Raw genomic sequence first — 22,447 nt, forward strand, 5'->3', positions numbered from 1 at the left:
AGAAAACAAAAAACCCCGCCGAAGCGGGGTTCAAAATTGGTCGGCGAGAGAGGATTCGAACCTCCGACCCACTGGTCCCAAACCAGTTGCGCTACCAAGCTGCGCTACTCGCCGAAATACTGCATACTGCTTTTTGAATTTTTAGTTCAATTCGTTTTTTTGTAAACGGAATCTCCGTAAACAAAAAACCCTGCCTTAGCAGGATTCAAAATTGGTCGGCGAGAGAGGATTCGAACCTCCGACCCACTGGTCCCAAACCAGTTGCGCTACCAAGCTGCGCTACTCGCCGAAATTTTGCTTACTGCTTTGAACTCTTCGTTCAATTCGTTAAAGTCGTGGTGCGAAGGGAGGGACTTGAACCCTCACGTCCGTAAGAACACTAACACCTGAAGCTAGCGCGTCTACCAATTCCGCCACCATCGCATGTTCACAACTCTAATCAAATAATGGGGTGGCTAATGGGATTCGAACCCACGACAACTGGAATCACAATCCAGGGCTCTACCAACTGAGCTATAGCCACCACTGCAAATCTTTCCTACGCGGTTATCAAAACCACCGCAGCTCCAGCACCGGGTAAATGGTGCGCCCGACAGGATTCGAACCTGAGACCTCTGCCTCCGGAGGGCAGCGCTCTATCCAGCTGAGCTACGGGCGCTTAGCGCCGTTGCGGGGTCGGATATTACGGACTTCCTCCCCCGCTGTCTAGTGCCTTTTTAAAGAAAATTATCGTTTGCTCATGCTTTGCGCGTTTTGTCGCTTATTTCTGCACTTTCTGCACTTCCGGTTTCTGGCTCATGCCAAATACCTTATAAACCAACGTCACAATGGCTAAAAAGAGCGCACCGACAAACAGCGACATACGGGTATCTTCATTGAATCCCATCCCCACTAGCACACAAACCAGGAACGCCATGGTGACATAGTTAGACCATGGGAACAAAATGGAGCGGAACGGGTGGCTGGCAATCGCTTCTTTGTGGGTACGACGAAAACGCAGTTGGCTAATCAGGATAACAAACCACGGCACCATCCCCGGTAATACGCTGGCGCTATAGACATAAACAAACACACGCTGTGGGTTTGGAATGATGTAGTTCAGACATGAGCCAATCAGCAGGATAACAATCGATACGCTTACACCCGCCGCCGGTACGCCACTTTTCGTCACTTTCGCCATCGCCGCCGGGAGCTGACGGTTTTTCGCCAACGCGTAGAGCATACGCCCGCAGCTATACATGCCGCTGTTACAGCCGGAAAGCGCCGCCGTCAGCACTACGAAGTTAATAATCCCTGCCGCAGCGGTAATCCCAATTTTGGCGAAGGTCAGTACGAACGGGCTGCCGTTAGTGCCAATTTCATTCCACGGGAAAATAGTGACAATCACAAAAATCGCGCCCACATAGAAAATCAGGATGCGCCACAGCACTTTGCCAACTGCACTACGCAAAGTGACCTGTGGATTTTTCGCTTCACCTGCGGTCATACCGATAAGCTCTACGCCCTGGTAAGACGCTACCACAATACACAGCGCCGTCAGGAAGCCCTTCCAGCCGCCGGCAAAGAAACCGCCATGCTCAGTCAGATTGCTAAAACCAATCGAGGTGCCGCCGTTGCCGAAGCCGAAGAAGATGACCCCAAGACCAATGACAATCATCACGATGATGGTGGTGACTTTAATCATGGCGAACCAGAATTCGATTTCACCGTACAGGCGCACCGCGGCCAGGTTTGCTAGCGCGACCAGCCCCACGGCAATCAACGCCGGTATCCACTGCGCCATGTCCGGGAACCAGAACTGGACGTAAACCCCGATGGCGGTGATTTCCGAGATGCCTACCGCCATCCACATAAACCAGTACGACCAGGCGGTGAGATAGCCGAAGAACGGGCTCATATAGCGGTGTGCATAGACGGCAAACGAACCGGTCACCGGTTCGATGAATAACATTTCCCCCATCGAGCGCATAATGAAGAAGACAAAAATCCCCGCCAGAATATAGGCCAGCAGAACCGAGGGGCCAGCCCACTTCAGGGTACTTGCCGAGCCCATAAACAGGCCGACGCCGATGGTGCCTCCAAGGGCAATTAATTCGATGTGTCGGGCTTCCAGACCGCGCTGGAGCTCCGGTTTTTTCTCTGCCATAAATCCTCTTGTGTTTGCGTATGCCCGGTCATTGCCGGTTTTTTTATAGTAAAAAGTAGATGTCTGTCGGATGTGGACGCATGCGTAAAAATACGGATACGTCATCAGGGCATGCGAATGGTTTAACAATTTCGAAAAAATGGCAAATAGAAATGAGGAATAAAGTGTCGAAGATGTGAACGTATCACGCAGGATATGCGCGATACGTTCAGGCTAATACGCAGGATATTCAGAGATTATTGGTGTAGTGCCAGCGTAAATAGCGCAGCAGGCGCAGCTGACGTTTAATGCGGCTTGGCTGAGACAGCAGACGGTACAACCACTCCAGACCCATGTTCTGCCACACTTTCGGCGCACGCTTAACGTGACCCGTGAAGACATCATAGGTGCCACCTACGCCCATATACAGCGCGTCAGGATGCACCTGTCGGCAGTCGCGCATCAGGATCTCCTGCTTCGGCGAGCCCATCGCAACGGTAACAATTTTCGCCCCGCTATCGCGAATGCGTTCGAACAGCGCTGGCCGCTCATCATGCGTAAAATAGCCGTCCTGCATGCCGACCAGATTCACGTTCCACTGCTGACGCAGTTTCGCGGCCGTCTCGGCCAACACTTCTGGCTTGCCGCCAATCAGGAATACCGGCGTGCCTTCCGCTCCCGCCCGCGCCATCAGCGCTTCCCACAGGTCAGCCCCCGCCACGCGTGAAACGTTGGCATCCGGGTATTTCTTGCGAACGGAACGTACCACGCTAATACCGTCGGCGTATTTATACTCCGCCGCGTTAATCAGCGTTCTTACCTCGGCATTATCTTCCAGCGTCAGCATCTTCTCGGCGTTAATCGCCACCAGCGTCCCCTGCTTCAAATTGCCGTCCGCGTACAGATAGTCCAGCGCGTGCTGCATATTGCGCCAGCCAATCAGCTTCAGGCCGCGCAACGTGTAGGTTGGCACGGTCAGTGAATCAGCCATTTTGTCCCTCTCCTGCGTGCGAAGGGCGTTTTAGCCGCTGATGTATCAGCCCCGCACTTTCAAACAACCAGTACAACAGTTTTGCCACCAGCAAGCAGACCCCAAAAATAACCATAAAGAAGACCACGCGGGAGCCAAAGGAATCCAGCCCTTCACGAGCCAGCACGATCATATTGAAGATCGCACCGAAACAGAAACTATGCAGAATCGCTGATTTATAGCGATTGGGCTCCTGGTTGCCCAGCATATACAGCCAGTCGAACCATTTGATAATCAACCCTACCGCCACCGCACCCAACGGCACAAACCACATACCGCCCATGACCACCAGCGAACCGATCAGCGTTGGGGAGATAGCCAGCCCGGAATGGTTATTCAAAACTTCCCAGGTAAAGTAGTTGGCCGTATTCAGCACAATGCCAGGCCGGGACGGCCACAGCCAGCTGGGGATAAAGACGTAGAAGTCGCGCACCATCGGCGCCAGCCCCTGGAACTCTATCTTGTCGTAGTGTTGCAGCAGCAGCGCCAGGTTTTCCCACGGCGAGAAAGTATCGCGCGTCAGATAGAGGAAGGTGTAAAACGCTTCATCACCGCTCACATCCATGCCATAACGCTTAAGCGCCAGCCAGAACATGCCGACAATTCCCATCACGCCCGCGGCCGCCAGCATCCACAGCGAAATCCAGCCGCGAATAATTCCGATAAACAGGAAGATAGCGAAGGCAATGATGATATTTGCACGCGTACCACCAACGATAGCGTAGGTCAGCAGACCAAACGCGACGGTAGCGATCAGAAAACCTATCCACGCCTTCCAGCTGGGCTTCAGGAAATAGACCACCAGCATCGCCGGAATAAAGAAGTAGAAGAAGCGTTTGAGTGCGACTCCGGACACTTCGCTGGAGAAAATCTGGCTATACGAATGCAGCTTAAACAGCAGGAATCCGTTATGCAGGAAGAACGTGCCAACGGTAAACAGCGCCAGCCCCATCAACAGGATCCAGGTAATGTGCGTCTCGACCCGGTTCATGGTGAACAACGGGCGGCGCGGTGCGCTGGCGGTTGCCGAGCGTAACCGGGTTTTGTAGGTGACGTAGTACACCGCGTAGAAGCAGACCGAAATCAGCAGCGTTTGCAGCAGCACATCCGGCGGCGACACACCGACACCAAAACGGAACACCAGCGTACAGGTCAGCGGGAAACCGAAGAAAAAGGTCAGCAAAAACAGCAGCGAGAAGAAGACGTTGAAGTTAAAGCGCACGCGGCGGAATTCAAACCACGTCAATGTACCGATAAACAGCGTCGACAACAGCCAGACGGCAAACAGCCCGGTAAATTGCATTTCGCTCATACCGCCTCTCCTGCCGCCAGTTTCAGCGCCCGAGACCACAGCGCCAGATAGTTAGGTTTGAAAAAGGCGATGTCGTTTTTATCGACCAGCGCCAGCTGCCGCTGCGCTTCACGCACCACCGGCACGGTCAGCTCATCATCGGTAAACAGGACCGGTATGTGCTGCTCGGCCATGTCCTGCCAAAACGGGTTCTGCCGATTCAGCACACAGGGGATCCCCGCCTGAATCAACAAACAAAGCGTGCCAATCCCCTGCTGGCGGGCAAAAATAAAGTAGCCCAAATCACAACGGCGTAATAGCGCGAGATAGTCATCAAACTCGAGTTTTTCGCGCAGAATCTGCACATTGTCATCGCTAAACAGTGCTTGGGCGGCGCCGCTGACTTCAGCAATATAGCCGTCATTGTTCGCGGGGTAGCCCATCGGGACAATCACATTCACCGTGTCGCCGAACTGCTGATGTACCGCCTTCAGCGCGGCAACGTGTTGGTTACTGCGGTCGCCAGAGTTGCCCACCAGAATGGTCAGTTTGCCGTCGCGCGGCGTGGTATCGGCTAACCCGTTCAGGGTCGGATCCATTCGCGTTGGGAAATAGAGCAGCTCGCCCGGGACCTGACGATGCAGGGCGGCAAAATAATTGAGATCGCCACGGGTGGCGAACACCCGCCCAACCCGTCCCTGCGCCATACGCCGCAACGGGTAGAACAGGCGAAACTTCAGGCCGCGGGAAACTTCATACAAATCCGCGCCCCAGATATGCCAGTTGACCTGCGATGGCTTCAGGCCGCCGCTGAGCAGAGCCAGCCAAATCCCGGTATTAAATTGACCGTGGAAGAAGAACCGCTGCTGGCGATTTGCTTTGGCTTTCGCGATGACGGCTTTCGCCAGCGCTGATTTATCGGTATAGCAGTCAATCGCCAGCGAGGGAAACGCCGCCGACAGGCCCTCTTCTTTGCTCACCACCATAAACTGACGAGCGTGCGCATGCTCTACGGCAAGCTCATCGGCAAAAAACCGCAGCACCGTCTGGTTATGATGAGGGATATCCGACCCCAGGATGTGTATCAGTTCGGTCATTGCCGTTTACGCCAAATGAAAAATACGCCGCAGCACAGCGTGAAATAAACAATATAGGTTGCCATGTAGGCCTGCGCTGCCCCCAGCGCACCGTGTGCGGGGATCAGCCAGTGAGAAAACGCCGCCAGCAACGCAAACTGGCTCAATTCGGCCAGAATATAAAAACGCAGCGACGCCCTGGCAATCACTAAATAACCAAAAACGTAAGCGCCTACTTTCAGTACATCGCCCACCAACTGCCATGCAAACAGGTCGCGCATGGCGGTAAATTTCGCCGAGAACAACAGCCAGATAGCAAAGTCGCGCAGCAGCCAAACCGTCAGACTGGCAGCCGCCACTGCCGGCAATACAAACTTCAGCGAACGACCAATCTCACGGGAAACATCCTGCTTCGCGGTCAGCCGCGACAGCGTTGGCAGCAAATAGACGCTAAACGAGGCGGTGATAAACTGCAGGTAGGCGTCGGAAATACTGCTCACGCCCTGCCAAATCCCCACCTCATCCCAACTGTAGTGTGCGGCCATCAGATTTCGCATCATCACGTAAGCCACCGGCATGGTGACAGAGGTGATAAGCGCCATCAGAGTGAACTTGCCAAGCTGGCTCGCCAGCGCCGCATCCCAGCGCGGTTTCAGGTATTCCCATGGGATAATCCCACGTCGGGAAAGCATCACCGCAGCGGGAATAACAATCAGCGCCGGAACCAGCGCCAGTCCGAGCAGCGCACCTTCGTAGCCACCCAGCCGATAACAGGCGTAATAGGCCACCACGCCGATCAGGCTACCTGCAATCAGCGACAGCGCATTCCCGGCCGCATCGCGGAAGCCTTTCATCAGCGCCAGCAGCAGGTTCGCCCAGGCGATCCCCATCTGAACCAGCGCGACCAAACGCACCAGCCCCTGGTAATCAGTATGACCAAATAGCCCCTGGCTTATCGGGGCTGCCGCCAGCAGGAAAATCACCGCCAGCAGCGTTGAAAACCCCAGCACCATCGCCGAGGACGTTCCCACCACCTGACGCAAGTGCATTGGGTCGTCGTGATGCTGAGCAACCAGTTTGGTCACGCCGTTAAAGATACCGGCCCCAGCCAGCACGCCAAGTACCGTCACCAGTTGGCGGAAGTTCCCCGCCTGACCAACGCCAGAAGGGCCAAACGAGACCGCCAGCAGCTTAACCACCAACAGCCCAACGCCAATTTTTACCAGCGTGGACGCGGCGGTCCACACTGAAGCTTTAGCCAGTGACATATCAGGCGAAGTAGCTCAGCAGCGTATTGATAACCGTACGCTGATCAACCGGCGACAGATTGTAGAATAGCGGCAATCGAAGTAAACGCTCACTTTCTTTCGTAGTGTGACGATCTTCGCCGCGAAACTCGCCAAACTTCTCGCCCGCCGGGCAAGAATGCAGCGGGATATAGTGGAACACCGCCAGAATTTCGGCTTCTTTCAGCCAGCTAATTAGCGCGCTACGGTCTTCAACATCGCGCAGCTTAATGTAAAACATGTGCGCGTTGTGCCCACAGCCTTCCGGGATCACCGGCAGGTCAATGCGGCCAGCAGTTGCCAGCGGCAAGAAGGCGTCATAGTAGCTCTGCCACAGAGACAAGCGCTGTTTATTGATACGTTCGGCCGCTTCCAGCTGCGCCCACAAATAGGCCGCCTGCAGATCGGACATCAGGTAGCTGGAACCAATATCGCGCCAGGTGTATTTATCCACCAGCCCACGGAAAAACTGACTGCGGTTGGTACCTTTCTCGCGGATAATTTCCGCCCGCTCAACCAGCGCACGATCGTTAATCAGCGTCGCGCCGCCTTCACCGCCAGCGGTGTAGTTTTTGGTTTCGTGGAAGCTAAAACAGCCAATATGGCCAATCGAGCCCAGCGCACGGCCTTTGTAGGTCGACATCACGCCCTGCGCGGCATCTTCCACCACGAACAGGTTATATTTCTTCGCCAGCGCCATGATGGTATCCATCTCACAGGCCACGCCCGCGTAATGAACTGGCACAATCGCGCGGGTTTTATCGGTGATGGCCGCTTCAATCTGCGTCTCATCGATATTCATCGTCTCTTTGTGGACATCGACAAACACAATCTTCGCACCGCGCAGCACAAAGGCATTGGCGGTCGAAACGAAGGTATAGCTCGGCATGATCACTTCATCGCCCGGCTGGATATCCAGCAGAATAGCAGCCATCTCCAGAGAAGCAGTGCAGGACGGCGTCAGCAGGACTTTGGCGCTGCCGAAACGTTGTTCCATCCACTGTTGGCAGCGACGGGTAAAACCGCCATCGCCGCACAGTTTGCCGCTACCCATCGCGGATTGCATGTAATCGAGTTCGGTACCCACGACCGGTGGGGCATTAAATGGGATCATGATGTCACCTGTATAGCCAGTAAGCGGTGCTGACAACGTTAGCCCCGCTGTGAATATAGCGTTGAAGTGCTGCGGTATTGCCGGCTTGCGTCGCCACCCGTAGCGTCGAAAGGCCGCGGGTATGCGCCCAGCGCACCGCCGCCTGCATCAGTTCTGCGCCCGCGCCGCGCCCGGCCAGCAGGCCAATACGCGCTTCGTGGGCGTTCAATTCTCGTAGGGAAACAAAGGCGCGAATAGCCAGGCTATCATCGCGAAAAATCAGGCACTGATTATCAAAGGTGCCTTTGACTGCGTTCTCTATCCATTGTGCATAAAAACGGCCGCTGGCATCAGGGGCATACCACGGCGCACGAAAGCGGCTTAAGGCAAATGCCTGGGCCGCCAGTTGCCGCAGCGCTGGAATATCTGACTCGACCGCCACTTGAGCTTGGGTGCTGGCTGTGGACGTAACTGGTAGCGCGAGATCGATCTCCCCTTCAACCAGCTGAAAGCCCAGCTGCTGAAGAGCATCAAGCTCTGCCGTTTGATGCCCGGCGATTTTCACCTGCACCCGCGACCAGCCCGCCAACCGTTCGGTGGTCAGCGGCGGGGCGTCATCGGCAAGGCGGACAATCGCGCTATTGACGTTGAAAAACTGATTTTCCCACGTCAGGGATTCAATATTGGCGCGGACGGGCACGAAGAAGCTCCAGCAGGTATTGGCCATAGCCCGTTTTCGACAGCCGCGCCGCGGCGCGTTTCACGCCATCGTCGTCCAGCCAGCCGTTGCGCCAGGCAATTTCTTCCAGACAGGCAATTTTAAAGCCCTGCCGTTTTTCCACCGTCTGCACAAACATACTCGCCTCAATCAGGCTGTCGTGCGTGCCGGTATCCAGCCAGGCAAAGCCGCGCCCCAGCAGTTCAACGGTCAGCTTGCCATCGTCGAGATACATCTGGTTGAGGGAGGTAATCTCCAGCTCACCGCGTTCCGACGGCTTCACGCGCTTGGCATACTCCACAACGTCGCCGTCATAGAAATAAAGGCCGGTTACCGCCCAGTTGGATTTCGGCTGTTTTGGCTTCTCTTCCAGCGACAGCGCATGGAAGTTATCGTCAAACTCGACCACGCCGAAACGTTCCGGGTCCATCACCTGATAGCCAAACACTGTGGCCCCTTCGGTTCGGGACGCCACGTGACGCAGTTTCGGGCTAAAGCCCTGGCCAAAGAAGACATTATCGCCCAACACCAGGCAGGACGGTTCGCCGTTCAGGAACGTTTCACCGATGATAAACGCCTGCGCCAGGCCGTCAGGGCTTGGCTGTTCGGCATACTGCAACGAGATACCAAATTCACTGCCGTCGCCCAGCAGACGCTGGAAGCTGCTTTTATCTTCCGGGGTAGTGATAATCAAAATGTCACGAATACCCGCCAGCATCAGCACCGACAGCGGATAGTAAATCATCGGTTTGTCATAAATAGGCAGCAGCTGTTTCGACACACCGCGGGTGATTGGGTGCAGGCGTGAGCCCGACCCACCAGCCAGAATAATGCCTTTCATTGCTTTTCCTCCTCCGGGAGTTTAGCCCTTCAGACCCAGGCGTTCGCCCTGATAGCTGCCATCCTGCACCTGCTTCCACCAGCTTTCATTGGCAAGGTACCACTGCACCGTTTTGCGCATTCCACTTTCAAAGGTCTCTTCCGGCGTCCAGCCCAGCTCACGGGCAATTTTTGCCGCATCAATCGCGTAACGCAGGTCGTGACCGGGACGGTCGGCAACAAAGGTGATCAGATCATGATAACGCGCAATGCCCTGCGGCTTCTGCGGCACCAGTTCTTCCAGCAGAGAACAAATTGTCTCGACGACGTCGAGATTTTTACGTTCGTTGTGGCCACCGATATTGTAGGTCTCGCCAACTGCCCCTTCAGTTGCCACCCGATACAAAGCCCGGGCGTGATCGTCAACGTACAGCCAGTCACGGATCTGCTGCCCGTTGCCGTATACCGGCAGCGGTTTACCCGCCAGCGCGTTGAGAATGGTCAGCGGGATCAGTTTTTCCGGGAAGTGATAGGGGCCGTAGTTATTCGAACAGTTGGTAATCAGCGTCGGCAGCCCGTAGGTGCGCAGCCAGGCGCGCACCAGATGATCGCTGCTGGCTTTCGATGCGGAGTAAGGGCTGCTTGGCGCATACGGTGTGGTTTCGGTAAAGAAATCATCCACTGAATGCAGATCGCCATACACTTCATCAGTGGAAATATGATGGAAGCGAAACGCCGCTTTAGCACCCTCTTCAAGCGCAGACCAGTAAGCGCGAGCGGCCTCCAGCAGCGTGTAGGTGCCAACGATATTGGTTTCAATAAATGCCGCCGGGCCGTCGATCGAACGATCGACGTGGCTTTCTGCCGCCAGGTGCATCACCACATCCGGACGATACTGCGCAAAGACGCGATTTAACTCGCTGCGATCGCAGATATCGACCTGTTCAAAGGCAAAGCGCTCATCATGCGCGACCGGTGCCAGCGAAGTCAGGTTGCCAGCATAGGTGAGTTTGTCGACCACCACCACGCAGTCCGGCGTGTGGTTGATAATATGGCGCACTACCGCTGAGCCAATAAAGCCCGCGCCGCCGGTCACCAGGATACGTTTCAACGCCAGACTCCTTTAGTATCTACCACATATTGTTGAGCGACAGTCTCGCCGCGAATAGCTTTAAACTGGATATGATCGACCAGCATGACAATCACATCGGCGCTAGCCAGCGCAGTTTCTACCGAAACCAGCGAGCACAGCCCGTCGAGTTTTTTTGGCAACTGATGAATATTCGGTTCCACCACCAGCGTTTCACCGCTGTGCCACTGGGCAATCAGTTCAGCGATCTCCATGGCCGGGCTTTCACGCAGATCGTCAATATTCGGTTTAAATGCCAGGCCAAAGCAGGCAATTTTCAACTCGCTGGCGCGCTTGTTGCTGGCCGCCAGACAGTCGGCAACGTGGGCCTTCACCTTGTCGATAACCCAGAATGGTTTATGGTCGTTCACTTCCCGCGCGGTGCGAATAAGACGCGCCTGCTCCGGGTTTTGCGCCACGATAAACCATGGGTCGACGGCGATACAGTGACCACCCACGCCTGGCCCCGGCTGCAAAATGTTGACGCGTGGATGGCGATTTGCCAGACGAATCAGTTCCCAGACGTTAATCCCCTGATCGGCACAGATGAGCGACAGCTCATTGGCAAAGGCGATGTTCACGTCACGGAAGCTGTTTTCGGTCAGCTTGCACATTTCGGCGGTACGCGCGTTAGTCACCACGCATTCACCTTCCAGGAAGATTTTGTACAGTTCGCTGGCGCGCGCGGAGCACACCGGCGTCATACCACCAATCACCCGGTCGTTCTTAATCAATTCAACCATCACTTGCCCCGGCAGCACGCGCTCCGGGCAGTAGGCGATGTTGATGTCTGCCTGCTCACCCACCTGCTGTGGGAAAGTCAGGTCCGGGCGCATCTGTGCAAGCCAGCCGGCCATCTGCTCGGTTGCGCCGACGGGAGACGTAGACTCGAGGATCACCAGAGTCCCTTTTTTCAGCACCGGCGCGATAGAACGCGCTGCTGCTTCCACGTAAACCATATCGGGCTCATGGTCGCCTTTAAATGGCGTCGGCACGGCAATCAGGTAAGCGTCTGCCGCTTCTGGCGTGGTGGTTGCACGCAGGTATCCGGCGGCAACCGCCGTTTTCACAACCCTGTCGAGATCGGGCTCAACAATATGAATTTCACCGCGGTTAATGGTATCCACCGCGTGTTGATTAATGTCGACACCCACCACCTTCTTTTGCCGTGAGGCAAAAGCAGCTGCCGTAGGAAGGCCGATATAGCCTAGACCGATCACCGAGAGGGTTGAGAAACTCATAACGTTACCTGATTATTTTTTAATGCTAATAAAATACGTTCGCATGCCCGGCCATCCCCATAAGGGTTATGCGCCCGGCTCATCCTTTGATATTCATCTTCATCGCGCAGCAGACGCGTAACTTCATCCACAATGCGTTGGCTGTCCGTCCCGACCAGGCGAACCGTACCCGCGTCGATAGCTTCCGGGCGTTCCGTGGTTTCACGCATCACCAGCACCGGTTTACCCAGCGAAGGGGCCTCTTCCTGAATGCCGCCAGAGTCGGTCAGGATAAGCCAGGCATGGTTCATCAACCAGACGAATGGCAGGTAGTCCTGCGGGTCGATAAGTATCACGTTATCGATATGACCCAGAATACGGTTAACAGGCTCGCTAACGTTTGGATTCAGGTGCACCGGATAGACAATCTGCACATCCGGGTTGGTCGCGGCGATTTCCGCCAGCGCGTGACAAATTTTTTCGAAGCCCTGGCCGAAACTCTCACGACGGTGCCCCGTCACCAGGATCATCTTTTTACCGTTGCTCAGGAACGGATAGCGCGCGGACAAATCAGCGCGTAGCGCTTCGTCATTCATCACCCGGTCACGTACCCAGAACAGGGCGTCAATCACCGTGTTACCGGTGACGAAAATACGCTTATCCGACAAATTTTCCCGCAGCAGATTCTGCCGCGAGTTTTCCGTCGGCGCGAAGTGGTACATAGCCAAATGGCCGGTCAGCGTGCGATTAGCTTCTTCCGGCCACGGCGAGTAGAGATCGCCGGTACGCAGACCCGCTTCAACATGCCCGACAGGAATACGCTGATAAAATGCCGCCAGACTTGCTGCGGTCGTGGTCGTCGTGTCGCCATGCACCAACACAACGTCCGGTTTGAAAGATTCCAGAACGGGTTTTAACCCCTGCAAAATCCGGCAGGTTATTTCTGTGAGACCCTGTCCTGGACTCATGATATTGAGGTCATAATCCGGAACGATGGAGAAGAGGCTTAGCACCTGATCTAGCATTTCCCTATGCTGCGCGGTGACGCATACTTTCGCCTCAAAATGAGGATCCTTTGCTAGCGCATGAACCAGAGGAGCCATTTTGATGGCCTCTGGTCGTGTGCCAAATACAGTCAGTACTTTCACATCGATTCTCTTCTTTAGATGAAACAGGCCCATCGCCCTTCATCAAATGATGGGTATTTACTACTGCGTGCGACGACGCGCCAGTGCCACCCCAGCACCCACCAATGCGCCGACAATTCCCCACATAACCATCAGAAATACGCGGCGTGGACTCGTGCGTTTTACCGGTTCCTCTGGTGTCCGCAAATACCGATATGTCTGAAAACTTGCAGCCAGCGTCGGGCCAACATTAAGAGTCGTCAGCATCGCTCGCCCCTGATCGTAATCAAGGTCGAACGCCGGTCCCACGGCCTGCAGGTTTTCCAGACGGGCCTGCAGCATAGGGCGACCCAACAATGAGAGCTCAGAGTCAGGTAACTCATCGGCCGGAATATCCGTGACGCTACGATTAATGTTGTGCTGCTGAGCAATCTTCAGCGCCGCTTCAATGCTGTGCATACGGCGGTTGAATATCGCCTGAGCGACTTCCTCCTGACGTTTCACCTGCGCTTTAATCTGAATCGTGCGTGCGGCCCATGCGCCTTTCAACTCATCATTCAGATGCCCGGCAGCGCGCTGGCTGGCAAACGCTACGTACTGGCGCAACAGGTTATTGGCGTCCTGCGCGGTTTCCGCGTTTAGCTTCACGCTGTCGCTCACGCTCTTTTGCGCATCGCCAGGAATAAATTGAATATCGTTAATCAGGTCATCCAACTGCGCTGCATCGGCGCGGGAATTACCCACCATTCGCTGTTTGTAATAGTCCGTCTGCGACCAGAAATCACGACGGGTATCCCAGGAGGCGAGCTGCATAACGAACTCTTTGTACACCTCATCCATCACCGAAGGTGGTGTAGCAGTGGTGGGGTTGACCTTCACATCGAGGTTGCGCAGGAACTGCTGCTGCGAATAGTAACCACCGAGCATATTCACGGTAGGCCGGTCAGTGATAGCCGTCGTGCTCCACTCTTGCCGGGCAAAAAAAGTATAAATCAGCACCACGGCGGCAAATAGCACCGCAAAGCCGATAATCCAGTGTTTCCCCGACCACAACGCGCGAAACAGGCCACGAATATCCAGTTCATTCTCAGCACTCGCCAACTGTGCTTCCGGTAATGGTTGTGTCATTACTACCCCAGTTTTACTTGGTTAATTTTGGATGGTTTTCACTGTTTCGACGCATTCTACGCTTCATACGTTTAATGAAACGCGCCACTTTCCAGGCCCGCTTGATGCAGTAGCCGTAGAGGCCAAAGGCCACGAAGAACAGTAGCAGCATGACCCACTCAGGCACAACGCGAGTGTACTCGGCCAGGACTCCGATTCCGGCCAGCAGCGCTGCGGCAAGGGTAATCAGGACCAGCGCCTGGCGAGAAGTAAAGCCTGCGCGCATGATCAGATGATGAATATGTTGACGGTCTGCTGAGAACGGACTCATGCCCTTACGCAGACGGCGATACATGATAGCCACCATATCCATCAATGGAATGGCGACAATCCACAGCGCCGTGACCGGGCTGATAGGATGATGCGTCCCCTGGGTGGTTTCCAGCAGGATCCAGATAACCGTAAAGCCAATCAGCGTGCTGCCCGCATCGCCCATGAAGACTTTATAGCGACGGCCCAGTACGCCAAGGTTCAACATAATATACGGCAGAATGGCGGCAATCATCGCGAAGCACCACATAGCGAGGCTAGTCTGCCCATCAAACCACAGGATCAGGCCAATCGCGCCAAAGCTCACGCTCGACAGACCGCCGAGCAGGCCATCAATGCCATCGACCATATTGAAGGCATTAATCATCGCCCAGACGGCAAACAGAGTGAGGAAGAAGCCAAACGGCCCCAGCACCAGTTCCCACGAACCGAAGATATAACCCAGGCTACGCAGATATAAATTACCTGCCGTCATCATCACGATACCAATCAGCGCCTGAATGGTTGCACGGATTTTGACGCTAACGTCATAGCGGTCGTCAAGAGCCCCAACAAGCACAAGCGCACCTGCGCAGCCAAGGTAAAGGGAAGCGTGAGGAATGTAGTAATCTGCGATCGCAAAAGTGAAGCAGATCCCGGCGTAGACCGAGATGCCACCCACTAGCGGAATAAGCCCCTGGTGACGTTTACGGTAATTAGGTCTATCCACCAAACCGACCTTTTTAGCCGCCTTACGGGCGAAAAAAAGGAATACGGTGGTGAATAAAAAAATACTGATCAAGTCAGTACCGACGGTCAGTAAACTCACAATTTATACTCGCTGCGAATATTAATAGCGAAAGTATACCCACGATAGCAGCTCATCAGAAGAGGAAGCCTGATGAATATTGGGGAAACTCGCCTGATTTATAACCGATTTTACAAACTAACTATTATTGTAGCCGCAAACCGTAATTGTCCGTGAAAAAAATGTTGAGCCCTATCACCTAAACTCCTAAAAACAAAAACGCCACACAAAAGTGTGGCGTTCGTCGGCAAAAACCGGATTTTACGAGCGTTTCATCATATCGAAGAAATCGTCGTTAGTTTTGGTCATTGCCAGTTTATTGATGAGGAATTCCATCGCATCAATCTCACCCATTGGGTGGATGATTTTGCGCAGGATCCACATTTTCTGCAGCTCTTCCTGGGTGGTGAGCAGCTCTTCTTTACGGGTACCGGAACGGTTGTAATCGATAGCCGGGAAGACGCGTTTTTCAGCAATCTTACGGGAGAGGTGCAGTTCCATGTTGCCGGTACCTTTAAACTCTTCGTAGATAACTTCATCCATTTTAGAGCCGGTATCCACCAACGCGGTGGCGATAATCGTCAGGCTGCCGCCCTCTTCCACGTTACGTGCTGCACCGAAGAAACGCTTCGGACGATGCAGGGCGTTAGCGTCGACACCACCGGTCAGTACTTTACCGGAAGCCGGTACCACGGTGTTGTAGGCGCGAGCCAGACGAGTGATGGAGTCGAGCAGAATGATAACGTCTTTCTTGTGTTCAACCAGACGTTTCGCTTTCTCGATAACCATTTCAGCGACCTGAACGTGGCGGGATGCAGGTTCGTCAAAGGTGGAAGCGATAACTTCACCTTTTACCAGACGTTGCATCTCGGTCACTTCTTCCGGACGTTCGTCAATCAGCAGAACCATCAGTACGCAGTCTGGGTGGTTATACGCGATGCTCTGTGCGATGTTCTGCAGCAGCATGGTTTTACCGGCTTTCGGCGGTGCCACAATCAGACCACGCTGACCGCGACCAATCGGCGATGCCAGATCCAGGACGCGAGCAGTTAAATCTTCGGTAGAACCATTACCACGCTCCATACGCAGACGAGAGTTTGCGTGTAGCGGGGTTAAGTTCTCAAACAGGATCTTGTTGCGCGAGTTTTCCGGCTTGTCGTAGTTAACTTCGTTAACTTTCAACAGCGCAAAGTAACGCTCACCCTCTTTCGGCGGACGGATCTTACCCGAAATGGTGTCACCAGTGCGGAGATTGAAACGGCGGATTTGGCTAGGGGAAACGTAGATATCATCGGGACCGGCGAGGTAGGAGCTGTCTCCAGAGCGGAGGAAACCAAATCCATCCTGCAATATCTCCAGTACACCGTCACCAAAGATATCTTCGCCACTCTTTGCGTGCTGCTTCAGGATGGCAAAAATGATGTCCTGCTTGCGCATACGTGCCTGGTTTTCCAGACCCATATTTTCGCCGAGAGTAATCAGCTCAGAAACCGGCGTATTCTTTAATTCGGTAAGATTCATAATGGTGTGAGTTCTTAAACTTGGGGGAAATCTCGAACTTAATGTTGTGAATGGTATGGCAGGGTCATCCATGCCTGTTTACGGCCATCACTCATGTCTGTTCGCTGTCTGGTCACAGGAGAGTACGCAGAACTGAAACGACAAGACGGAAAGAGTGACAAACCTGGAATTTTTTCACCTCTGACGTCATACATCGCAACGAGAGGTTTGGATAAAACAAGATTCAAACAAGGTATGTTTAAAACGAAGTCAAAAATAACTTAGCACGACTGAAGCCGGGCGTCCAGAGTTCTGCTTAATTTAAGAACACCAGACGCCCAAACCGAATTTCTTACGCCAGGTTAGCGTCGAGGAACTCTTTCAGTTGGCCTTTAGACAGCGCGCCAACTTTGGTTGCTGCAACTTCGCCGTTTTTGAACAGCAGCAGCGTAGGGATACCGCGGATGCCATACTTAGGAGCTGTGCCCGGGTTCTGATCGATGTTCAGTTTAGCAACGGTCAGTTTACCCTGATACTCCTCGGCGATTTCATCCAGAATCGGGGCGATCATTTTGCACGGACCACACCACTCTGCCCAGAAATCGACGAGTGTCAGCCCGTCAGCTTTGAGTACGTCCGTGTCAAAACTGTCGTCAGTCAGGTGAATAATTTTATCGCTCATATTTAACTCCACAGGAATAAGCCTGGTGTGTTGGTGTATACACAAAATCATTCAAGTTGCATCAAGGCGGCAAGTGAGCGAATCCCGATGAACTTACTCAAGTAAGTGATTCGGGTGAACGAACGCAGCCAACGCGGAAGCAGCTTGAAGAATGACGTGTATAGCATTAACCAACAAGGTGTTGATGTTAACTTCGCCAACAAAGGTTGACGTTATTTCACCGGATACGCTTTCTTAATGCAATAGTAAGCTGATATTCTACCACACTATGAGCAAAACACATTTAACAGAACAGAAGTTTTCCGACTTCGCCCTGCACCCTAAAGTGGTTGAAGCCCTTGAAACCAAAGGGTTTTATAATTGCACGCCCATTCAGGCGCTGGCTTTGCCGCTAACGCTTGCCGGACGTGATGTGGCTGGACAGGCGCAAACCGGTACCGGGAAAACGATGGCGTTTCTGACGTCCACGTTTCATTATCTTCTTTCTCACCCAGCGAGTGCAGACCGCCAGGTGAACCAACCGCGCGCCTTAATTATGGCGCCAACCCGTGAGCTGGCAGTGCAGATTCACGCCGACGCAGAGCCTCTGGCTCAGGCGACTGGCCTGAAACTGGGTCTGGCTTATGGCGGTGACGGCTATGACAAACAGCTGAAAGTGCTGGAAAGCGGCGTCGACATTCTGATCGGCACCACGGGTCGTCTTATTGATTATGCAAAACAGAACCACATCAACCTGGGCGCGATTCAGGTGGTGGTGCTGGACGAAGCCGATCGCATGTACGATCTGGGCTTTATTAAAGATATCCGCTGGTTGTTCCGTCGCATGCCGCCGACCAACCAGCGTCTGAATATGCTGTTCTCTGCCACACTGTCCTACCGCGTCCGCGAGCTGGCGTTCGAACAAATGAACAACGCCGAGTACGTGGAAGTCGAGCCAGAGCAGAAAACGGGCCACCGCATTAAAGAAGAGCTGTTCTACCCTTCCAACGAAGAGAAGATGCGTTTGCTGCAAACGCTGCTGGAAGAAGAGTGGCCGGACCGCGCGATTATCTTCGCCAACACCAAACATCGCTGTGAAGATATCTGGGGTCATCTGGCCGCAGACGGTCATCGCGTAGGTCTGCTGACCGGCGACGTCGCGCAGAAAAAACGCCTGCGTATTCTGGAAGATTTCACCAGCGGTGATATCGACATTCTGGTTGCCACCGATGTTGCGGCACGCGGCCTGCATATCCCAGCCGTTACCCACGTCTTTAACTACGATCTGCCGGATGACTGTGAAGACTACGTTCACCGTATTGGCCGTACCGGTCGTGCAGGTGCCAGCGGACACTCAATCAGCCTTGCCTGTGAAGAGTACGCGCTGAATCTGCCAGCGATTGAAACCTACACCGGTCACTCTATTCCGGTCAGTAAGTACAATCCGGACGCGCTGTTAACTGAACTGCCGAAACCATTACGTCTGACGCGTGTTCGTCAGGGCAATGGTCCGCGCCGTTCTGGTGCGCCACGTAATCGCCGTCGTTCAGGTTAAAAAAGTTATGCTCACTTCCACCTCGCTCTACGCAGCTATCGATCTCGGTTCCAATAGTTTTCATATGCTGCTTGTTCGCGAGGTGGCGGGAAGTATCCAGACGCTTACGCGCATTAAGCGTAAAGTGCGTCTGGCAGGCGGACTCAACCGTGACAACATGCTGTCAACGGAAGCCATGGAACGTGGATGGCAGTGCCTGCGCCTGTTCGCCGAACGTTTACAAGATATTCCCCCGACCCAAATTCGCATCGTTGCGACCGCAACACTTCGTCTTGCCGTTAATGCCGATGTGTTTATCGCCAAAGCCCAGGAAATTCTCGGCTGCCCGGTGCAGGTTATCCGTGGCGAAGAAGAAGCACGCCTGATTTATCAGGGCGTCGCGCACACCACCGGCGGCGACGATCGCCGTTTAGTGGTTGATATCGGCGGTGCTAGCACCGAATTAGTGACCGGTACCGGCGCACAAACGACTTCACTGTTCAGTCTGTCGATGGGCTGCGTCACCTGGCTTGAACGCTACTTTACCGACCGTAACCTGGCTCAGGAACATTTCGACGAAGCCGAACGGGCCGCGCGTGAAGTGCTCAAACCGGTTGCCGATGAACTGCGTCAGCACGGCTGGAAGGTCTGCGTCGGCGCTTCCGGAACCGTCCAGGCGTTACAAGAAATCATGATGGCGCAGGGGATGGATGAACGCATTACCCTCGCTAAACTTCAGCAACTTAAACAGCGCGCTATCCAATGCGGGCGTCTGGAAGAGCTGGAAATTGAAGGACTGACGCTGGAACGCGCGCTGGTCTTCCCAAGCGGGCTGGCGATTCTTATCGCTATCTTCACCGAGCTGGATATCCAGTGCATGACGCTGGCCGGCGGCGCACTACGCGAAGGCCTGGTTTACGGCATGCTGCATCTGGCGGTGGACGAAGACATTCGCAGCCGCACGCTGCGCAATATTCAGCGCCGGTTTATGGTTGATACCGAGCAGGCGAACCGCGTCGCACAGCTGGCCGCCAGTTTTGTCGATCAGGTTGGAAGTAGCTGGGATCTAGAGCCATTAAGCCGTGAACTGCTGTTAAGCGCCTGTGCTTTACACGAAATCGGCCTGAGCGTTGATTTTAAACAAGCCCCGCAGCACGCCGCCTATCTGGTGCGTAATCTCGATTTGCCGGGCTTTACCCCTGCGCAAAAGAAGCTGCTGGCCACCTTGTTGCTCAACCAAACGAACCCTATCGACCTTTCGTCGCTCCACCAGCAAAATGCCGTACCTCCACGCGCGGCCGAGCATCTCTGCCGTCTGTTGCGCCTGGCCATTATCTTCGCCAGCCGTCGCCGTGATGATTTAGTGCCGGAGATGACGCTGCAGGTCAAAGAAGAAAGTCTGACCCTTACGCTGCCGAAAAGCTGGCTGGATCAGCATCCGCTGGGTAAAGAGACGATTGATCAAGAAAGCCAGTGGCAAAGCTATGTCCACTGGCCTTTAGAAGTGCGCTAGCTGTCTATCATTGCCGGACAGCATCAGCGTATCCGGCCTATGATTTCGCTTTCTTCGCCGCCATCATCGCTTTCAGATTCGCCAAATGATTCTGCCCTTTCTGCATTCGTTCTTCAGCGCTCACCACTTTTCGCTCCTGTTCCCAAATCAGGTCATCCTGCGGTAGCTCCAGCAGGAAACGGCTTGGCTCCGGGCGCACCAGTTCACCGTACTGTCGGCGTTCTTTACACAGCGTGAAGATAAGCTCTTTCTGCGCACGGGTGATCCCGACGTAGGCCAGACGGCGTTCTTCATCAACGTTATCTTCATCGATGCTGCTCTGATGCGGCAACAGTCCTTCTTCCATCCCCACGAGGAAAACGTACGGGAACTCCAGCCCTTTCGAGGCATGGAGAGTCATTAGCTGCACCTGATCAAGGTCTTCCTCGCTTTCACCGCGTTCCATCATGTCGCGCAGCGTAAATCGCGTAACAACCTGCGTGAGCGTCATCGGCTCTTCCAGCTCGCTGCCTTCGAGCATTTCCGTCATCCAGCCGAATAACGTGTTGACGTTTTTCATCCGCATTTCAGCCGCTTTCGGGCTTGGCGAGGTTTCAAACAGCCAGGATTCGTAGTCGATACCGTGAATAAGATCGCGCACCGCAGCAATCGGCTCGCGCTCGGCCAGACGCTGGATTTCACCCAACCACTGGGTAAAGCGGGTCAACGACTCATAGCCGCGTCCGGTCAGCGTCTGATTCAGCCCCATATCAAAGCTGGCGGTGAACAGACTCTTGTTGCGAGTCGTCGCCCACTCGCCGAGCTTTTGCAGCGTCGCCGAGCCAATCTCACGTTTTGGTGTGTTGACGATGCGCAGGAAAGCGCTGTCATCATCCGGATTGCTCAACACGCGCAGATACGCCAGCAGGTCTTTAATCTCTGGACGCGAGAAGAACGAGGTACCGCCGGAAATTTTGTACGGGATGCGGTTCTGCATCAGGAATTTTTCAAACACCCGCGACTGGTGGTTGCCGCGATAGAGAATCGCGTAATCTTTATATTCCGTCTTATTCACGAAGTGATGGGCGATAAGCTCGCCGGTCACGCGCTCTGCTTCGTGTTCTTCGTTGTTGGCGCTCAGGACTTTGAGCTCCTTGCCATAGCCCAGTTCGGAGAACAGACGTTTTTCGAACACGTGCGGGTTATTGGCGATCAGAATGTTCGCCGCCTTCAGGATGCGTTCGGAAGAGCGATAGTTCTGCTCGAGCTTAATCACCTGCAGCGCGGGGAAATCTTTGCTTAACAGCACCAGGTTTTGCGGGCGCGCACCGCGCCAGGAGTAGATAGACTGATCGTCATCACCCACCACGGTAAAGCGGGCGCGCTGGCCCACTATCAGCTTAACCAGCTCGTACTGGCTGGTGTTGGTATCCTGATATTCATCCACCAGCAGGTAGCGGATTTTATTCTGCCAGCGCTCGCGCACCTCTTCATTTCGCTGCAACAGCAGCGTCGGCAGCAAAATCAGATCGTCGAAGTCCAGCACATTACAGGCCTTCATGTGCGCGTCGTACAGACCATAGCAGTGGGCAAAAATCCTGTCGCGTTCGCCCTTCGCGCTGGCGGCCGCCTGCGCTGGCGTCATCAGATCGTTTTTCCAGTTGGAGATCGTCGAGATCAGCTGCTGGAAGAGTACTTTATCGTCTTCAATAAGCCCTTCGGTCAGATCTTTCAGCAGCGCGGTCTGATCGGTATCGTCAAATAAAGAGAAGTTCGACTTCATCCCCAGCGCCGCATATTCACGCTTGATGATATCCAGCCCCAGGGTGTGGAAGGTCGAAATCATCAACCCGCGTGCCTCTTTGCGGCCCAGCGTCTGTGCCACACGCTCTTTCATCTCGCGCGCGGCCTTGTTGGTAAACGTTACCGCTGCAATATGTCGTGCCTGATAGCCACACTGGTGGATCAGGTGCGCGATTTTATTGGTGATAACGCGGGTCTTACCGGATCCAGCACCCGCCAGCACCAGGCAGGGTCCGGTGACGAATTCGACGGCTTGTTGTTGTCCGGGGTTCAAACGCATGACGTATTGCTCAATCTATAAACACGGGGGTGTGGATTG

At 54.3% G+C, this 22,447-nt stretch carries 18 protein-coding genes, 5 tRNA genes and 1 pseudogene; 2 read left to right on the forward strand and 22 right to left on the reverse strand.

Translation table 11 applies throughout. The features are described from left to right. Positions 1-37 precede the first annotated feature (37 nt). The 21 genes and pseudogenes from LZ634_RS16695 to trxA all read right to left on the reverse strand — a co-directional run bounded on the left by LZ634_RS16695 (position 38) and on the right by trxA (position 17,320). A tRNA-Pro gene (locus tag LZ634_RS16695) sits at positions 38-114 on the reverse strand. A 98-nt stretch (positions 115-212) separates the two neighbouring features. Beyond that, positions 213-289: transfer RNA gene (locus LZ634_RS16700), tRNA-Pro, on the reverse strand. A 47-nt stretch (positions 290-336) separates the two neighbouring features. Then, positions 337-423: transfer RNA gene (locus LZ634_RS16705), tRNA-Leu, on the reverse strand. A 24-nt stretch (positions 424-447) separates the two neighbouring features. Then, positions 448-523 (reverse strand) — tRNA-His (locus LZ634_RS16710). Positions 524-581: 58 nt separating this feature from the next. Then, positions 582-658: transfer RNA gene (locus tag LZ634_RS16715), tRNA-Arg, on the reverse strand. A 102-nt stretch (positions 659-760) separates the two neighbouring features. Next, on the reverse strand, positions 761-2,146 hold the full coding sequence (gene thrP, locus LZ634_RS16720) for a bifunctional threonine/serine APC transporter ThrP (protein WP_234507273.1): 1,386 nt from the start codon (positions 2,144-2,146) through the stop codon (positions 761-763). Positions 2,147-2,375: 229 nt separating this feature from the next. Beyond that, positions 2,376-3,116, reverse strand: a complete 741-nt coding sequence (wecG, locus tag LZ634_RS16725; RefSeq protein ID WP_234507275.1) for a lipopolysaccharide N-acetylmannosaminouronosyltransferase — start codon at positions 3,114-3,116, stop codon at positions 2,376-2,378. Beyond that, positions 3,109-4,467, reverse strand: coding sequence for an ECA oligosaccharide polymerase (gene wzyE, locus LZ634_RS16730; protein ID WP_234507277.1), 1,359 nt, complete (start codon positions 4,465-4,467; stop codon positions 3,109-3,111). The genes wecG and wzyE overlap by 8 nt, the downstream gene beginning before the upstream one ends. Next, complete coding sequence (locus LZ634_RS16735) at positions 4,464-5,543, reverse strand: TDP-N-acetylfucosamine:lipid II N-acetylfucosaminyltransferase (protein WP_234507279.1); 1,080 nt, start codon at positions 5,541-5,543, stop codon at positions 4,464-4,466. Before LZ634_RS16735 ends, wzyE begins: the two co-directional genes overlap by 4 nt. Next, positions 5,540-6,790 (reverse strand): lipid III flippase WzxE, encoded by a 1,251-nt coding sequence (gene wzxE, locus LZ634_RS16740; protein ID WP_234507281.1) that lies wholly within the window; start codon positions 6,788-6,790, stop codon positions 5,540-5,542. Before wzxE ends, LZ634_RS16735 begins: the two co-directional genes overlap by 4 nt. A gap of 1 nt (position 6,791) precedes the next feature. Then, positions 6,792-7,922, reverse strand: a complete 1,131-nt coding sequence (gene rffA / locus LZ634_RS16745) for a dTDP-4-amino-4,6-dideoxygalactose transaminase (protein ID WP_234507283.1) — start codon at positions 7,920-7,922, stop codon at positions 6,792-6,794. Between the two features lie 4 nt (positions 7,923-7,926). Then, complete coding sequence (gene rffC, locus LZ634_RS16750) at positions 7,927-8,601, reverse strand: dTDP-4-amino-4,6-dideoxy-D-galactose acyltransferase (protein WP_234507341.1); 675 nt, start codon at positions 8,599-8,601, stop codon at positions 7,927-7,929. Then, complete coding sequence (gene rfbA / locus LZ634_RS16755) at positions 8,579-9,460, reverse strand: glucose-1-phosphate thymidylyltransferase RfbA (RefSeq protein WP_234507285.1); 882 nt, start codon at positions 9,458-9,460, stop codon at positions 8,579-8,581. Before rfbA ends, rffC begins: the two co-directional genes overlap by 23 nt. A 21-nt stretch (positions 9,461-9,481) precedes the next feature. Continuing rightward, the gene (gene rffG / locus LZ634_RS16760; RefSeq protein WP_234507286.1) at positions 9,482-10,549 is read right to left on the reverse strand and encodes a dTDP-glucose 4,6-dehydratase; all 1,068 of its coding nucleotides are present in this window, start codon (positions 10,547-10,549) and stop codon (positions 9,482-9,484) included. Further along, a complete protein-coding gene (gene wecC / locus LZ634_RS16765) occupies positions 10,546-11,808 on the reverse strand; it encodes a UDP-N-acetyl-D-mannosamine dehydrogenase (protein WP_234507288.1) in 1,263 nt (420 codons plus the stop codon). Before wecC ends, rffG begins: the two co-directional genes overlap by 4 nt. Continuing rightward, the gene (wecB, locus tag LZ634_RS16770) at positions 11,805-12,935 is read right to left on the reverse strand and encodes a non-hydrolyzing UDP-N-acetylglucosamine 2-epimerase (RefSeq protein ID WP_234507289.1); all 1,131 of its coding nucleotides are present in this window, start codon (positions 12,933-12,935) and stop codon (positions 11,805-11,807) included. Before wecB ends, wecC begins: the two co-directional genes overlap by 4 nt. A 60-nt stretch (positions 12,936-12,995) precedes the next feature. Beyond that, positions 12,996-14,042, reverse strand: a complete 1,047-nt coding sequence (gene wzzE / locus LZ634_RS16775; RefSeq protein ID WP_234507292.1) for an ECA polysaccharide chain length modulation protein — start codon at positions 14,040-14,042, stop codon at positions 12,996-12,998. A gap of 13 nt (positions 14,043-14,055) precedes the next feature. Beyond that, positions 14,056-15,159 carry a UDP-N-acetylglucosamine--undecaprenyl-phosphate N-acetylglucosaminephosphotransferase gene (gene wecA, locus LZ634_RS16780; protein ID WP_234507294.1) on the reverse strand — a complete coding sequence of 368 codons (1,104 nt, stop codon included), beginning with the start codon at positions 15,157-15,159 and terminating at the stop codon, positions 14,056-14,058. A 240-nt stretch (positions 15,160-15,399) separates the two neighbouring features. Then, positions 15,400-16,659 carry a transcription termination factor Rho gene (gene rho, locus LZ634_RS16785; protein WP_052285527.1) on the reverse strand — a complete coding sequence of 420 codons (1,260 nt, stop codon included), beginning with the start codon at positions 16,657-16,659 and terminating at the stop codon, positions 15,400-15,402. Positions 16,660-16,748: 89 nt separating this feature from the next. Further along, positions 16,749-16,853, reverse strand: a pseudogene (locus LZ634_RS16790) (hypothetical protein); the annotation flags it as partial. A gap of 137 nt (positions 16,854-16,990) precedes the next feature. Next, positions 16,991-17,320, reverse strand: coding sequence for a thioredoxin TrxA (trxA, locus tag LZ634_RS16795; protein WP_002883224.1), 330 nt, complete (start codon positions 17,318-17,320; stop codon positions 16,991-16,993). A 268-nt stretch (positions 17,321-17,588) separates the two neighbouring features. On the opposite strand from trxA, the gene rhlB reads away from it, so the two are divergent. Together rhlB and gppA are read left to right on the forward strand one after the other, a co-directional pair. After that, on the forward strand, positions 17,589-18,854 hold the full coding sequence (gene rhlB, locus LZ634_RS16800) for an ATP-dependent RNA helicase RhlB (protein WP_052285528.1): 1,266 nt from the start codon (positions 17,589-17,591) through the stop codon (positions 18,852-18,854). 7 nt (positions 18,855-18,861) lie between these two features. Then, the gene (gene gppA / locus LZ634_RS16805; RefSeq protein ID WP_234507297.1) at positions 18,862-20,346 is read left to right on the forward strand and encodes a guanosine-5'-triphosphate,3'-diphosphate diphosphatase; all 1,485 of its coding nucleotides are present in this window, start codon (positions 18,862-18,864) and stop codon (positions 20,344-20,346) included. Between the two features lie 37 nt (positions 20,347-20,383). Here gppA and rep read toward each other — a convergent pair whose 3' ends face one another. Beyond that, on the reverse strand, positions 20,384-22,408 hold the full coding sequence (gene rep / locus LZ634_RS16810; RefSeq protein ID WP_234507299.1) for a DNA helicase Rep: 2,025 nt from the start codon (positions 22,406-22,408) through the stop codon (positions 20,384-20,386). Positions 22,409-22,447 lie beyond the last annotated feature (39 nt).

It is taken from the genome of Kluyvera intermedia (assembly GCF_021440345.1).
Lineage (GTDB): Bacteria > Pseudomonadota > Gammaproteobacteria > Enterobacterales > Enterobacteriaceae > Kluyvera > Kluyvera intermedia_A.

Coding starts and splice junctions, on each gene's coding strand:
- thrP (WP_234507273.1), bottom strand. CDS start 2,146: ATGGCAGAGAAAAAACCGGAGCTCCAGCGCGGTCTGGAAGCCCGACAC.
- wecG (WP_234507275.1), bottom strand. CDS start 3,116: ATGGCTGATTCACTGACCGTGCCAACCTACACGTTGCGCGGCCTGAAG.
- wzyE (WP_234507277.1), bottom strand. CDS start 4,467: ATGAGCGAAATGCAATTTACCGGGCTGTTTGCCGTCTGGCTGTTGTCG.
- LZ634_RS16735 (WP_234507279.1), bottom strand. CDS start 5,543: ATGACCGAACTGATACACATCCTGGGGTCGGATATCCCTCATCATAAC.
- wzxE (WP_234507281.1), bottom strand. CDS start 6,790: ATGTCACTGGCTAAAGCTTCAGTGTGGACCGCCGCGTCCACGCTGGTA.
- rffA (WP_234507283.1), bottom strand. CDS start 7,922: ATGATCCCATTTAATGCCCCACCGGTCGTGGGTACCGAACTCGATTAC.
- rfbA (WP_234507285.1), bottom strand. CDS start 9,460: ATGAAAGGCATTATTCTGGCTGGTGGGTCGGGCTCACGCCTGCACCCA.
- wecC (WP_234507288.1), bottom strand. CDS start 11,808: ATGAGTTTCTCAACCCTCTCGGTGATCGGTCTAGGCTATATCGGCCTT.
- wzzE (WP_234507292.1), bottom strand. CDS start 14,042: ATGACACAACCATTACCGGAAGCACAGTTGGCGAGTGCTGAGAATGAA.
- rho (WP_052285527.1), bottom strand. CDS start 16,659: ATGAATCTTACCGAATTAAAGAATACGCCGGTTTCTGAGCTGATTACT.
- trxA (WP_002883224.1), bottom strand. CDS start 17,320: ATGAGCGATAAAATTATTCACCTGACTGACGACAGTTTTGACACGGAC.
- rhlB (WP_052285528.1), top strand. CDS start 17,589: ATGAGCAAAACACATTTAACAGAACAGAAGTTTTCCGACTTCGCCCTG.
- gppA (WP_234507297.1), top strand. CDS start 18,862: ATGCTCACTTCCACCTCGCTCTACGCAGCTATCGATCTCGGTTCCAAT.
- rep (WP_234507299.1), bottom strand. CDS start 22,408: ATGCGTTTGAACCCCGGACAACAACAAGCCGTCGAATTCGTCACCGGA.